Genomic DNA, 12,656 nt, shown 5'->3' with positions numbered 1-12,656 from the left:
CAATGGGTTCTCTGAGCATCTGGCATTGGCTGATCGTGCTGCTGATCGTGGTATTGGTGTTCGGCACCAGGAAGCTGCCCGGCATCGGCAAGGACCTCGGCAACGCGGTCAAGGGCTTCAAGGAAGGCATGAACGAAGGCGCCAAGGAAGGCCAGCCGCCGGCCAAGGACGCCGGCCGCATCATTGACGGCGAAGCCGACAAGAAATGACGTGGTGACGCGGCGTGCTTGACATCAGTTTCGGCGAATTCGCCCTGATCGGCGTGGTGGCGCTGGTGGTGCTGGGCCCGGAGCGCCTGCCCGCGGTGGCGCGCACCGTCGGCGCGCTGCTGGCCCGCGCCCAGCGCTTCGTCGCCAATGTGAAGGCGGACATGCAGCAGCAAGCCAATCTGCAGGGGCTGGATTCCATCCGGCAAGACCTGCAGGAGGCGGCGCAAAGCTTCCGCGGCCAACTGGAGGCCGAGGTGCAGCAGGTCCGCGACACGATAGACCAGGGCGCCGCCGACGCGCGCGCGCTGGCCGGTGAGGCGGCAGAGCCTTTCCATGAGGCCGAGCGCACGATACACGGCGGACCCGCGCCGGACGCGGAGGCCGAGGCTCATGAAGCCGAGGCGCATCCGCCCGAGGCCGCTCCGGCCGCGCAAGCCGATGTCCCGCCGCGCGACGAAAACCAGCTGGACCTGTTCGACGACGTTTCGCCGAGCAGGCCCGCCTCCCAACCTTCCGCAACACAAGCCCGCGAATGAACGAACAACCGCTGCTCGCGCACCTGATCGAGCTGCGCACCCGGCTGGTGCGCGCGCTGCTCGGCATCGCCCTGGCGTTTCTGGGGCTGTTCCACTGGTCGTCCGACATCTACCATCTGCTGGCCAAGCCGTTGCTGGACGCGTTGCCCCAGGGCGGCAGCATGATCGCCACGGAGGTGACGTCCACCTTCTTCGTGCCGATGAAGGTGACCATGCTGGTGGCCTTCCTGGTCTCGCTGCCCAACACGCTGTACCAGATCTGGGCCTTTGTCGCGCCCGGCCTGTACAGCCACGAGAAGAAGCTGGTGCTGCCATTGGTGCTGGCCAGCCTCTTGCTGTTCCTCACCGGCATGGCCTTCGCTTATTTCCTGGTGTTCCCGGTGGTGTTCCACTTCATGTCGGCGGTGACGCCCGCCGGCGTCAGCATGATGACCGATATCGACAAGTACCTGTCCTTTGTCCTGGGCATGTTCCTGGCTTTCGGCACCACGTTCGAGGTGCCGGTGGTGGTGGTGCTGTTGACGCGGATGGGCGTGGTGACGGTAGCCAAGCTGCGCGAGGCGCGGCCTTATGTGATCGTCGGCGCCTTCGTCGTCGCGGCCATCGTCACGCCGCCGGACGTGTTGTCGCAAACGATGCTGGCGGTGCCGCTGTGGCTGCTGTTCGAGGCCGGCGTGCTGGTGGCGGCGCTGCTGGAGCGCAAGGCGCGGGCCCGCGAACAGGCGGAGAGCGCGCCATGAGCCGCGAAGCCTGCCGCGCCGGCGCGTCCGCCGCGCTGATCGCCCTGATCGCGCTGACGCTGGCCTGGGAGCTGTGGCTGGCGCCGCTGCGCGCCGGCGGCTCCTTTCTGGCGTTCAAGGCCTTGCTGTCGCTGCTGCCGCTGCGCGGCATCCTGGCGGGGCGGCTCTATACCTACCAGTGGTCGAGCATGTTCATCCTGGGATTTTTCATCGAGGGTGTGATGCGTGGCTGGGCCGACCATGGCCTGTCGCAGCGATTGGCATGGTGTGAAGTCCTGATTAGTACACTATTCTTCATCTGTGTATTGGGATACGCCAGGAGCTTCAAGAAGCTCAAGGCCTGAGGCTCGCCAGAATCAAGGAAGACCGGCATCCCATGATGCTGGTTTTTTTTTGAGCTTTTTGCCACTGATATCGCGTGAGTTTAGCTGTTCAGAATGCCGCGGCTGGCAGGCCGGCGGGGCGCTCATCTAAAATCGCTGCACAAAACGGACCGGGCTCAGCCCGGCCACTTTCATCTCATCGGGTGTGGGGAAGTAACAATGCGGAATTTTTCCATCGCGGCCAGGATTACCCTCGGCTTCGGGCTGCTATTGGCGGCCCTGATTCTCACCGGCGTGTTCACGCAGCTGGGACTGAACAAGATCACCCGTCGGGTGGCGGAGGTCAGTTCGCAGGAACTGGTGTTCTACACGGACATCGTCGAATTGCAGCGGAGCATGGGCAATCTGCGCCGTTTCGAGAAAGACTATTTCATCAATATCGCCAGCGACGCCAAGCGCACCGAGTACCAGGGCAAGTGGAAGGACGCGCTGGCTGGCGCGCAGAAGTCGATCCAGCAGGCGGGCGGCCATCCGCTGGATGACGGCGCCAGCCAGAAACTGGCCAAGCTCGGCACGTTGCTGGCCGGCTACGCCGACGGTTTCGGCAAGGTGTCGGCCCAGGTGGAGGGCAAGCAACTGGTGTCCACCGCCGACGCCAACCACGAGCTGGACAAGTACAAGGAAAATATCCACCAGATGGAAGGCACGGCCGAGGAGCTGGCCAAGGCCGCGGCCGACGCCGTCGGCCTGCTGGACGATCAGATCGACGCCACCGCCACCGCGGTGCGCAGCCAGTTGATGACCGAGATCATCATCGCGCTGGGCGTCGGCGTCTTGTTCGCCTGGTACATCATCTCCTCGATCCGCCAGCCGCTGCTGAAAATGCGCGACGCCAGCCAGGAGCTGGCCGACCAGCGCAATCTGCGTTTGCAATTGCCGGATTTCGGCCAGAATGAATTGGGCAGCGTAGGCGGCTCGCTGGGCAAGCTGGTGGACAGCGTGAGGTCGGTTGTCGAGGAGTCGCAGCAGCACTCCGCCAGCTTGGCGAAAGCGGCCGGACAGCTGTCCGGCGTCAGCGAGCACGTGTCGTCGGCTTCCGTTCACCAGTCGGAGGCGGCGTCCAGCGGCGCGGCGGCGATCGAGCAGATGTCGGTCAGCATCAATCTGGTGGCCGACAGCACCCAGGACGTCGAGCGCCAGGCGAGGCTGACCATGGAGCAAGCCAGCGCCGGCACCGAGCTGGCGCAGAAGGCGGCCGGCGAGATTCGCCAGATCGCCACCACCATCACCGAGACCGCGACCGTGATGGACGGCTTGAACCAGCGCTCGTCCGACATCAGCGACATCGTCCGCGTCATCCACGACATCGCCGAGCAGACCAATCTGTTGGCGCTGAACGCGGCGATCGAGGCGGCGCGCGCCGGCGAGATGGGGCGGGGCTTCGCGGTGGTGGCGGACGAGGTGCGCAAGCTGGCGGAACGCACCAGCCAGGCCACCACCGAGATATCCAGCCACATCGACGGCGTGCTGGCCGACACTCAGCGCGCCTACCAGAGCATGCAGCAGGCCAACAGCCGCATCGAGAACGGCGTGGTCAGCGCCTCCAGCGTCGCCGACGCGCTGGGCCAGATCCGCGAGCTGGCCGAGCAATCGGTGCAACGCATCGCCGACATCGCCAATGCGATCAAGGAACAGAGCCTGGCCAGTCAGTCGGTGGCGCGCAATGTCGAGCAGATCGCGCAGATGAACGGCCAGACCACCGAGGCGGCCACCGAGGCCAGCAAGCTGGCCACCGAGCTGAGCGGCCTGTCCGAGGAGCTGGACGCCTGCCTGCAGCGGTTCCGCACCTGAGTCCGGCGCGCGCGGTGACAAACGAAAGCCCCGGCTGCGTGCCGGGGCTTTTTGTCTGCCAGCGCGTCAGCGCAGGGCCAGCGCCGCCAGCGTGTTGTCGCGCAGCGCGCGCCGCAGCGGCGCGGTCTGGATGCCGCGTAACTCAGCCAGCACTTCGACGAAACGGGCCAGCTGGAATGGCTCGTTGGGGACGTTTTGGGCGTACTCGGGGCGAATGTCCGGCGCGTCGGTTTCCAGCACCAGGCTGGAGAGCGGCAGGGTGGCGGCCAGCGCTCGGATGCGGCGCGAGCCGCTATAGGTCATCGCGCCGCCGAAGCCCAGCTTGAAGCCCTGGCGGATGAAGGCTTGCGCCTGCTGCTCGCTGCCGTTGAAGGCATGGGCGATGCCGCATTCGATCTTCTGCTCGCGCAGATGCTTCAACACCCGGTCTACGGAGCGCCGGACGTGCAATACCACCGGCAGGCCGTGTTTGCGGGCCAGCTTCAGCTGTTCGACCAGCAGCGCCTCCTGCCGCGCCGGGTCCAGCTCCGGCAGGTAGAAGTCCAGGCCGATCTCGCCGACGGCGGCCGGCGCATGCCGCGCCAGGTACTCGTCCAGCTGGGCCAGATGCTCGTCCAGATGCCGGTCCAGGTAGATGGGATGCAGGCCGAAGGCGATCCAGCAGCCGTAGCGCTCGCGCATCGCCAGCACGTCATCGAAGGTGCCGGCCGTCACTGCAGGCACCAGCAGCTGGCCGACGCCCGCCGCGCGCGCGCGCGCCGCCACGCCGTCCACGTCCGGCGCGAGCTCCGGCGCGTCCAGATGGCAGTGGCTGTCTATCAGGCAGTCTTCGGCCGGCAGCGGATCGAAACGCATCACAGTTTCCAGGTGAAGCCCAGCAGCGTCTGCCAGCCGGCGGTATGCTCGCCGGTGTTTTCCGCGGCCCAGCGGCTGCCGGCGCCCAGATCCAGCGTCCAGTGGCGGGAGAGCGGGTGCGACATCACCAGCAAGAGATTGCTTTGCTCCAGCTGCCAGCCAGATCCGTCGTCATGGTGATTCAAACCCAGCCGGCGCTTCTGGTTGGCCAGGCTGGCCCAGCCCAGCACTGAAAACTTCTGGCCCATCCAGTCGCCCAGCGGCGCGTCCAGCGTGGCTACCAGCAACTGGCCGGGATGGCTGTCGCCGATGCGGCTGGCGTAGCCGAAGGACAGGCTGCCGTCGCGCGGCAGATCGAAGCCGTAGCGCGCCAGCGCCAGGCTTTGCGACACCCCGCCGCCCAGACTCCAGGCCGGCTCGTTGGCTACGCCCAGCGACACCCATCCCGCGGGCGCCGGCAGCGCCCAGCCGCCTTCGCCGTCCTGCACGTACAGCGCGCCGAAACGGGTGCGGTATTGCAGGTCCACACTGGGCTGCAGCCGCGACGAATTGCCGTATGAGGTTTGCCGCGTCATCAGCTCGGTGCTGATGGACAGGTCGAGATCCTTGTCGTCTTCGGCATGGCAGGGCAGGGTGGTCAGCGACAGGCAGAGCAGGCTGGCGATGGTGAGCGGGCGTGGCATCGGGGCTCCGGTACGGGGAAGGGCCGCGGCGCGGCCCGGTTCAAGCGTTTATCTTAGCCAACTTGGCGGCGAAGCGCGCCAGGTGCGGATCGCTGTCGGCATGGGGCAGCTGGTTGAAATCGAACCAGCGCACCTCGTTGAATTCCGTCTTGTCATGGCGCAGCGGCAGCGTCCGAGCGACAGGCAGCGCGTACCACAGCGTCACGTCCAGATGGCGGGCGGCGCGGCCGGCGACCTCCGTGCGCGTGAGAAAGGAGGCCGCGGGCACGGGCAGGCCGCCAACGCCCAGTTCCTCGAGCAGCTCGCGCGCCACCGCGTCGCGCGGATGCTCGTCGGGATCGACATGGCCGCCGGTCGGCAGCCATAGGCCGGCATTGCGGTGGTCGACCAGCAACATGCCGGCTTCGTCCACCAGCGCGAAGTAGGTCGACAAGTGTATCGGCGGCTTGGCCGGCTTTTCCCGCCGCCACAGCTCGGCGCCGGAATCGATCCAGTCCAGCGTGGCCTGTCGGTGCGCCTCTTCCTGCGCGTCCAGCGGGGCGATGGCGGCCACTTCGGCGCGGATGGCCGCGCGCAAATCCGGACTCACGCTTCCTCCTCCGGCTGCAGCTGTTGCAGCAAATAGAGCTTGTGGTAGATGCCGCCGTGCCGCATCAACGCGTCATGGTCGCCGGATTCGGCGATACGGCCGTGGTTGAGCACGACGATGGCGTCGGCGTCGCGGATGGTGGACAGCCGGTGGGCGATGGAGATCAGCGTGATCTTGCCGGCCAGCCGCGACAGCGCCTGCTGCACCAGCTGCTCGGTTTCGCTGTCTATGCGCGAGGTGGCCTCGTCCAGCAGCAGGATGCGCGGCTTGCCCGCCAGCGCGCGGGCGATGGCGATCAGCTGCTTCTGGCCGCTGGACAGCCGCGCGCCGCTCTCACCCATATCGCTGTCGTAGCCGTTTTCCAGCGACAGGATCAGCTCGTGCACGCCGGCGGCACGGGCGGCGGCCTCTATCTCGCCTTGCGGCAGGCCGCGGCCCATGTCGATGTTTTCCCGGGCGCTGGCGGCCAGCAGGAACGGGTCTTGCGGCACTAGGCCGACTCCGGCGCGGAAGGCGGCGTCGCCGATGGCGTAGAGCGGCTGGCCGTCGACCAGGATCTCGCCTTGCTGCGGCCGGTAGAAGCGCAGCAGCAGCGACAGCAGCGTCGATTTGCCGCTGCCGGTGTGGCCGACGATGCCGATGAAGCTGCCGGCCGGAATATCCAGGCTCAGATCGTGCAGCACCGGATGCTCGGCCTGGTAGCCGAAGCGCAGGCCGCGGAAGCTGACCGCGCCGTCGGCGATATGGCCGGCTTCCGAGGCTTGCGGCGCGGCCGTCTCGGCCAGTAGCTGGCTGACGCGGCTGGCGGCCACCACCGCCTGCTGCAGCTGGCCGAATTGCAGCGTGATCTGGATCAGCGGCTCCACCACCCGGCCGATATAGCCGACGAAGGCGTACAGCACGCCGATCTCCAGCCCATCCAGCGGGCGCTGGCCGTAGCTGTGGATCACCGCGACCAGCAGCAGCACGTTGAGCAGGTCCAGCGCGGGGCGCAGCAGCCAGGCGTTGGCGCGCAGCTCGCGCAGCCGAGCGTGGTAGTAGCGCTGGTTGGTGTCGTCGAAGCGGCCGATGAAGCGGCCTTCGGCGTTGCTGGCCTGCAATACCGAGATGCCGGAGATGGATTCCGCCATCTGGGCGTTGATGTCGCTGCGCAGCGCGCGGGCGCGGGCCACCGACGGCGCGCTCAGCCGCTGGTACAGCCAGACGATGGCGAGGGTGGCCGGGAACAGCAGCAGAGAGACCAGCATCAGCCGCCAGTCCAGCCAGGCCATCGCCGCCAGCGCGCCCAGCACCACGATGCTGCTGTTGAGGATGACGAACAGCGCTTGCACGTACAGCGCTTTGACGGATTCGGTGTCGTTGGTGACGCGGCTGACCAGCTGGCCGGTGATCGCCTTGTCGAAGAAGGCCATCGGCAGCCGCATCACATGGCCGTAGACCCGCTCGCGCAGCCGCAGCACCGCGCGCATCGCCACGCCGGCCAGCCGCACCAGCTGGCGGTAGCGCAGCGCGGCGGCGGTCAGTCCCAGCAGCAGGCTGCCGGCCAGCAGGCCGGCGATGGCGCTCCAGTCCAGCCGGTGCGGCAGCAGGTAGTTGTCGATGAATACCTTGCCCAGCAGCGGCGCGCCAGCCTCCAGCAAGGCGGCGATCATCAGCCAGAATCCGCCCCGCCACAGATGGCGGCGGTCGGGGCGGGCGGCGTCGATGAGCAGGGAGACCGCTGCGCGGGTCTGCAGGCGGTTGGCGTCAGATTTCATCGAGGCTGGCCTCCAGTTGTTGATAGCGCCATTGGCTGGCGTACCAGCCGTCTTGCCGCAGCAGCTCGTCGTGGCTGCCTTGTTCGGCGATGCGGCCGTGGTTCAGCGCCACGATGTGGTCGGCGTCGGCCACCGCCGACAGCCGGTGGCTGACGATGATGACGCTGCGGCCGCGCCGCGCCTCGCGCAGATGGCCGAGGATGCGGCTCTCGGTATCGGTGTCTACGGCCGACAGCGCGTCGTCCAGCAGCAACAGCGGCGCGTCGGCCAGCAGCGCGCGGGCGATGGCCAGCCGCTGGCGCTGGCCGCCGGACAGCGCCACGCCTTTTTCGCCCACCGGCGTCGCGTAGCCTTGCGGCAGCCTGAGAATGTCGTCGTGCACCGCCGCCAGCCGCGCCACCCGCTCGATCTCCTGCGGGCCGGCGTCCGGCCGCGCCAGAGCGATGTTTTCCGCCACGCTGGCGGAGAACAGGAAGGCTTCCTGCGGCACCCAGCTGATCGCGCCGCGCAGGGTCCGCAGCGAGTAGTCGTCGATGTCGGCGCCGCTCCAGCGTATCGCGCCTTGCTGCAGCGGGTATTGTCGCATCAGCAGTTTCAGCAGCGTGGATTTGCCGCTGCCGGTGGGTCCGACCACGCCCAGCGTCTGCCCGGGCGGCAGCTGGACCGACACCTGGCGCAATGCGGCGGCGGCGTCTTCCGAATAGTGGAAGGTGAGGTCGTCGAAAACCAGCGCGCCGGGCGCGAGCTCGGTCCGGTTGCCGTCGTCGGCGACGTCGGGCTCGGCGTCCAGCACCGGCTGCAGCCGGCGCCAGGCGGCGGCGCCGCGCTGCAGCAGCGACAGTACCCAGCCGGCGGCGAACATCGGCCAGATCAGCTGCACCAGGTACATGCTGAAGCTGGTGAGCGCGCCGATGGTCAGCTGGCCGTGCCAGACCAGGTAGCCGCCCAGCGCCAGCGCGATGGCGGTGGCGGTGACCAGGGCGACGCCGACGGCGGGTTCGAACGCGGCCTCCCAGCGCTGGGCCTCGAAGCTGCTGTCCGACGCCGCGGCCGCCAGCCGGGACAGCTCGGCGTCGTTGCGCGCCTCCAGGCCCAGCGCCCGCAGCGTGCGCACGCCGGACAGGGTTTCCTGCACGTGGTCGTTGAGCTGGCCGAAACGGGAGAGGGCTTCGCCCCATTCGCGGTGGATGTGGTCGGAAATGCGGGCGAAGGCCCAGGCCATGAAGGGGAAGGGCAGCAGCGCCGCCAGCGCCAGCCGCCAGTCCACGCCCAGCGTCATCATCGCCAGCACCAGCGCCAGGGTCAGCAGGCCGTCGAAGCCGGCCAGCATCGCTTCGCCCGCCGCCATCTCCACCGAGTCTATGTCGTTGGTGGCGCGGGCCATCAGGTCGCCGGTGCGCTGGCGCTGGAAGAAGGCCGGGCCTTGTCCGGCCAGGCTGCGGTACAGCTTGCCGCGCAGCTCCACGCCCAGTTTGTACGAGGCGGTGAACAGCTGCAGCCGCCAGCCCACGCGCAGGGCGTAGATGGCCAGGCCCATCGCCAGCAGCCGGCCCAGCTCCATCAGCAGCGCGTCGCCGGACAGCCGCCGCGCCACCAGCGCGTCGACGATATGGCCCACCTGGCGTGGAATCATCACGGTCAGCACCGCCACCGCGGCCAGCATCAGCGCGGCCAGGATGTAGGAGCGCCAATGGCGGGAGACGAAGCTGAACAGCAGGCGGGTCAGGGACATGGGGGCGCCGGGGGTCGTTCGGAGCCGTCCATTCTATGCAAACTCCAATGTCATTGCCACCCGGCGCTCAATGCAGGTATACGCCGCGCTTGGGCGGCGGCGGCGTCTCCATCGGCAGGCCCTGCATCTCGCGCAGCGACGATTCGATGGTATGGCACAGCGTGGACAGCGGCAGGTCGTTGCCCTCGGTGCCGAACGGCTCCTCCAGCTCTTCGGCGATCTGTTCCAGCGCGAAATAGGTGTAGGCGATGAACACCGCGATCGGCGGCGTCAGCCAGCCTATGCTGCTGGCCAGCCCGGCGGGCAGCAGCAGACAGTAGATGGTCACCGTGCGGTTCAAGAGCACGCGGTAGGTGAAGGGCATCGGCGTGGTGGCGATGCGCTCGCAGCCGCCCAGTATTTCCGACAGCGTGTTCAGATTGCGGTCCAGCGCGTGCCATTGCAGCTCGCTCAGCCGCCCCTCGCGCTGCAGCCGCTGCGCCTCGCGGCCCAGCCAGGCCAGGATCAACGCCGGCCGGAAGCCGCCGGCCATGATCCGCTCCCGCTCCTCCGCCGGCAGCAGCCGTTTCAGGTGCTGGTCGGCGTCGTCGCCGCGCAGTTGCGCCTTCAGCGCGTAGGCGAACGCGCAGGCGGCGTCGACGAAGCGGCGGCTGTCGGCGTCGTCGCCCAGCGCCGCCAGCATTTGCCGCCCCAGCGAGCGGCTGACGATCAGCAGGCTGCCCCACAGCTTGCGGGCTTCCCAGAAGCGGTCGTAGCTGACCGAGTTGCGAAAGCCGAGGAAGATCGCCAGCGACACGCCCAGCAAGGTGAAAGTGGGGATGCCCAGCGACGACTCGCGCAGGCTGGCCAGCCACCAGTGGCGGATGGAGGCGGCGGCGATGGCCACCGCCAGCACCAGCATCAGCCGCGGCAGGATGCGCGGCAGTACCGAGCCTTGCCAGACGAACAGCAGGCGGAACCAGGACGGAATGTTGCGGACTATCATGGCGGAACAGGCGGGATGGGTACGTTAAAATGGTACACAATAATCCCGGCCAGGTTGTTACGTGTCGGGAATATTTCCGCTTCGCCCGCCCGTTTTCAAAACAGCTGCTTGTAACCCAGCTGCCATTCGCGGCGGACGAGGGCGCCAGACTGCTCCTGTTTCCAGCTGGCGGACACGCTTTGATTCCGGTTCAGGTAGTGGATCTGCCGCAGGCTGACGCGGCTGAATGCGCTGCCGCTGTCCGCCTGATTGAAATGCCGGCTGACCGACAGCCAGGTTTTCATGCCCCATAGTTCGCGCACCATCACGCCGCCTTCCAGTTCGCCGAAGGCGTAGCCTTGCCTGCCGGTGGTAGCGAGCCCGCCGCCCGCCAGCGCGTAGAAATCCGCGTCGCGCTGGACGCGCCGGGCCAGGCCGAGCGCGCCGTTGATTTGCGCGACGGACCGCTCCTGCAAATTTTGATCCAGTTGTTGCTGGTAGGCGATGTTCAGCCGCCCCGCCAGACCGCCGGCGATCGGGTCGCGCGGCAGCAGGGTCTGCATGCCGTACAGCACGAATTGCTGCAGTCTCGGCGATCCGCCGCGCAGAGGCATCCGGAACGTTGGGGCCAGGATTTGCAGCTCGTTCTCCTGGTTGTAGCCGCGGTTGTCGTCGTCAAGACGGTGGGAGGCGGGCACCAGGCTGATTTCCAGATTGTCTTCGCCGTCGCGACGCAGCCAGGACAGGCTGGCCTGGGAGGAGGGCGGCGTGGACATCGGACCAAAGCCCTTGCTCATGTCCAGGGACATTCCGGGGTAGCGCTCCCGCTCCAGGGCCTCGAGCCGCGCGGCGTTGGACAGCCAGCGTTCGCGGGCCAGCTGTTGTTCCAGGTACAGGTGCTGGTTGAGCGCTTGCGCGTGCTCCAGTTGCAGAAAGCCCTCGGGGCTGGGCGGCTGCGCCAGGCCGGCGGGCATGTCGCCTGCCGCCAGCGCGCGCTGGTTTTCCCGGCGGCGGTCGGCGGGCAGCGTTTCATCCAGGGTCCGCACCAGCCAGCGGCTGGGCGCGATCATCCTGCTGGCCTGGACCAGGCCCGCGTCGCTCGCTTCGCGCACCAGCTCCATCGGCGCCAGCCAGCGCTTGGCCGGCAGCGGCTTGCCGCTCAATCCCATGATGAAGTGGATGACGGTCGCGCAATTGTACTTCTGGAAAAAGTAAGTCAGCCGCGCCCGCTTCAGTTCCAGCAGGTGCAGCCGGATCAGCTCGCGCTGCCAGGCGTCGAACGACAAATCGTATTCCCAGACGCTGCGCTGCTCCTGATCGACGTAGCGCCGCAATTGCTCGCGATAAGGCGACAGCGCGAAATAGCCGGTCTTGCCGATGAGCAGGCTGTCCACCAGCAGCTTGGGCAGGTTCCAGGTATCGGCGTCGGTATAGAAGGAGATCGCGTGCTCCAGGGGGCTCCCGTCCGGCCGCGCGCCGGAAATCTTCAGGAAAGCATGCCCCAGCATGCTGGCGGGCAAGGCCTGGTTTTCACTGGCGAATACCAGGCTGATGCGGTCCATCGGCGCGCGCGCGCGGAAGTCCGCCGCTTCCTGGCATTGGTCCAGCGGCAGTTCCGGCGCGTCCAGCGTTTTTCGCAGCCACCAGTAGCGGGCAGGGAAGCGGCAGACCGCGTCCTGGGCGCCGCCGTACAACAGGCGCAGCGTCGCGTCGAGTTCCCGAGCTGCGGAGAAGGGCTGGCCGGAGAGGAGAAAATCCGGATCGGTGACGAGGGGCTCGCCGTTCTGGCTATGCAGCAGAGACTGCCATTCGATGGTTTCGGCCAGACGCGCGGAGCGCGCCGTGGCGATCAACTGTTCGGGCAGGCTGTCTTCGGCCTGGGCGCAGTGTCCCGCGAGCAAGCAAAAAAGGGCGGCAATGCTGCCGCCCTTGGCGATGATATCGCGTAGATTCATTATTTCCGGCAAGAAACAACGATATTGTCCGAGTACTTCCACATTTTTTCGGTGGAGTAGTCGGTGGTGGAGCCGAACGCGCCGCCGCTCAGGATGTTGATGAAGAATTTCGGATCGACCGTTTTTTCCGCGACGGTTTGCTGAGCGCAACCTTCGGTTTCGGTCATGATGATCTTGTTCTTGTTTTCACGCTTCAGGTCGACGATGCCGGGCGCTTTGAATGCTTGGCCATCGATGGTGCCCTTGATTTCAGTGCCGGTGGAGCTGGACACGTTAACTTGTTGGGTTTGGTCGTTCAGAATCGAGGCGCAACCGGTCAGGCCGAGGGCCAACACGGCGGCGGGCAGCAGCAAGTGTTTCATTTTATTTTTTCACGGAAATTAAGGCGGGAATGCCTGGTTTTACGAGGATGTCCCCCGTAAAGGGCGTTGATGCTAATTGAAAAAATAATGGGGCGCAACT

The 12,656-nt window shown here is 67.0% G+C and carries 13 protein-coding genes; 5 read left to right on the top strand and 8 right to left on the bottom strand.

Going from position 1 to position 12,656, the window contains the following annotated elements; genetic code table 11:
* The first annotated feature begins 2 nt into the window (after window positions 1–2).
* The 5 genes from tatA (at window position 3) to BKX93_RS12225 (ending at window position 3,659) form a co-directional block, all read left to right on the top strand.
* Complete coding sequence (tatA, locus tag BKX93_RS12245; RefSeq protein ID WP_021478416.1) at window positions 3–209, top strand: Sec-independent protein translocase subunit TatA; 207 nt, start codon at window positions 3–5, stop codon at window positions 207–209.
* A gap of 14 nt (window positions 210–223) precedes the next feature.
* A complete protein-coding gene (gene tatB, locus BKX93_RS12240; protein WP_046156239.1) occupies window positions 224–745 on the top strand; it encodes a Sec-independent protein translocase protein TatB in 522 nt (173 codons plus the stop codon).
* Window positions 742–1,485 (top strand): twin-arginine translocase subunit TatC, encoded by a 744-nt coding sequence (gene tatC, locus BKX93_RS12235; protein WP_021478418.1) that lies wholly within the window; start codon window positions 742–744, stop codon window positions 1,483–1,485. The genes tatB and tatC overlap by 4 nt, the downstream gene beginning before the upstream one ends.
* Window positions 1,482–1,829, top strand: a complete 348-nt coding sequence (locus tag BKX93_RS12230; RefSeq protein WP_070980013.1) for a DUF2069 domain-containing protein — start codon at window positions 1,482–1,484, stop codon at window positions 1,827–1,829. The genes tatC and BKX93_RS12230 overlap by 4 nt, the downstream gene beginning before the upstream one ends.
* Window positions 1,830–2,027: 198 nt before the next feature.
* Window positions 2,028–3,659 carry a methyl-accepting chemotaxis protein gene (locus BKX93_RS12225; RefSeq protein ID WP_070980012.1) on the top strand — a complete coding sequence of 544 codons (1,632 nt, stop codon included), beginning with the start codon at window positions 2,028–2,030 and terminating at the stop codon, window positions 3,657–3,659.
* Window positions 3,660–3,725: 66 nt separating this feature from the next.
* Here BKX93_RS12225 and BKX93_RS12220 read toward each other — a convergent pair whose 3' ends face one another.
* The 8 genes from BKX93_RS12220 to BKX93_RS12185 form a co-directional block, all read right to left on the bottom strand.
* On the bottom strand, window positions 3,726–4,514 hold the full coding sequence (locus BKX93_RS12220) for a TatD family hydrolase (RefSeq protein ID WP_070980010.1): 789 nt from the start codon (window positions 4,512–4,514) through the stop codon (window positions 3,726–3,728).
* A complete protein-coding gene (locus BKX93_RS12215) occupies window positions 4,514–5,197 on the bottom strand; it encodes a hypothetical protein (RefSeq protein WP_070980008.1) in 684 nt (227 codons plus the stop codon). The genes BKX93_RS12220 and BKX93_RS12215 overlap by 1 nt, the downstream gene beginning before the upstream one ends.
* A 40-nt stretch (window positions 5,198–5,237) precedes the next feature.
* Window positions 5,238–5,786 carry an NUDIX domain-containing protein gene (locus tag BKX93_RS12210; RefSeq protein ID WP_200895962.1) on the bottom strand — a complete coding sequence of 183 codons (549 nt, stop codon included), beginning with the start codon at window positions 5,784–5,786 and terminating at the stop codon, window positions 5,238–5,240.
* On the bottom strand, window positions 5,783–7,543 hold the full coding sequence (locus tag BKX93_RS12205; protein WP_046156237.1) for an ABC transporter ATP-binding protein: 1,761 nt from the start codon (window positions 7,541–7,543) through the stop codon (window positions 5,783–5,785). Before BKX93_RS12205 ends, BKX93_RS12210 begins: the two co-directional genes overlap by 4 nt.
* Window positions 7,533–9,275, bottom strand: coding sequence for an ABC transporter transmembrane domain-containing protein (locus BKX93_RS12200; protein ID WP_046156236.1), 1,743 nt, complete (start codon window positions 9,273–9,275; stop codon window positions 7,533–7,535). Before BKX93_RS12200 ends, BKX93_RS12205 begins: the two co-directional genes overlap by 11 nt.
* A 67-nt stretch (window positions 9,276–9,342) precedes the next feature.
* Entirely contained in the window at window positions 9,343–10,260 is a 918-nt protein-coding gene (locus BKX93_RS12195; protein WP_046167675.1) for a bestrophin family protein, read from the bottom strand.
* Window positions 10,261–10,355: 95 nt separating this feature from the next.
* Window positions 10,356–12,194 carry a lipoprotein N-acyltransferase Lnb domain-containing protein gene (locus BKX93_RS12190; protein WP_070980006.1) on the bottom strand — a complete coding sequence of 613 codons (1,839 nt, stop codon included), beginning with the start codon at window positions 12,192–12,194 and terminating at the stop codon, window positions 10,356–10,358.
* On the bottom strand, window positions 12,194–12,556 hold the full coding sequence (locus BKX93_RS12185) for a hypothetical protein (RefSeq protein ID WP_046158549.1): 363 nt from the start codon (window positions 12,554–12,556) through the stop codon (window positions 12,194–12,196). The genes BKX93_RS12190 and BKX93_RS12185 overlap by 1 nt, the downstream gene beginning before the upstream one ends.
* Window positions 12,557–12,656: the final 100 nt, after the last annotated feature.

The sequence above is a fragment of the Chromobacterium vaccinii genome, from assembly GCF_001855275.1.
Lineage (GTDB): Bacteria > Pseudomonadota > Gammaproteobacteria > Burkholderiales > Chromobacteriaceae > Chromobacterium > Chromobacterium vaccinii.
The sequence above is the reverse complement of the archived record's forward strand: the minus strand, read 5'-3'. Positions and strand labels throughout refer to the sequence as shown.

Excerpts from the sequence above, each read along its gene's own strand:
- BKX93_RS12220 (WP_070980010.1), bottom strand. The coding sequence starts at position 4,514 with ATGCGTTTCGATCCGCTGCCGGCCGAAGACTGCCTGATAGACAGCCAC.
- BKX93_RS12200 (WP_046156236.1), bottom strand. The coding sequence starts at position 9,275 with ATGTCCCTGACCCGCCTGCTGTTCAGCTTCGTCTCCCGCCATTGGCGC.
- BKX93_RS12205 (WP_046156237.1), bottom strand. The coding sequence starts at position 7,543 with ATGAAATCTGACGCCAACCGCCTGCAGACCCGCGCAGCGGTCTCCCTG.
- BKX93_RS12190 (WP_070980006.1), bottom strand. The coding sequence starts at position 12,194 with ATGAATCTACGCGATATCATCGCCAAGGGCGGCAGCATTGCCGCCCTT.
- BKX93_RS12230 (WP_070980013.1), top strand. The coding sequence starts at position 1,482 with ATGAGCCGCGAAGCCTGCCGCGCCGGCGCGTCCGCCGCGCTGATCGCC.
- BKX93_RS12225 (WP_070980012.1), top strand. The coding sequence starts at position 2,028 with ATGCGGAATTTTTCCATCGCGGCCAGGATTACCCTCGGCTTCGGGCTG.
- tatC (WP_021478418.1), top strand. The coding sequence starts at position 742 with ATGAACGAACAACCGCTGCTCGCGCACCTGATCGAGCTGCGCACCCGG.
- tatA (WP_021478416.1), top strand. The coding sequence starts at position 3 with ATGGGTTCTCTGAGCATCTGGCATTGGCTGATCGTGCTGCTGATCGTG.
- BKX93_RS12195 (WP_046167675.1), bottom strand. The coding sequence starts at position 10,260 with ATGATAGTCCGCAACATTCCGTCCTGGTTCCGCCTGCTGTTCGTCTGG.
- BKX93_RS12215 (WP_070980008.1), bottom strand. The coding sequence starts at position 5,197 with ATGCCACGCCCGCTCACCATCGCCAGCCTGCTCTGCCTGTCGCTGACC.
- BKX93_RS12185 (WP_046158549.1), bottom strand. The coding sequence starts at position 12,556 with ATGAAACACTTGCTGCTGCCCGCCGCCGTGTTGGCCCTCGGCCTGACC.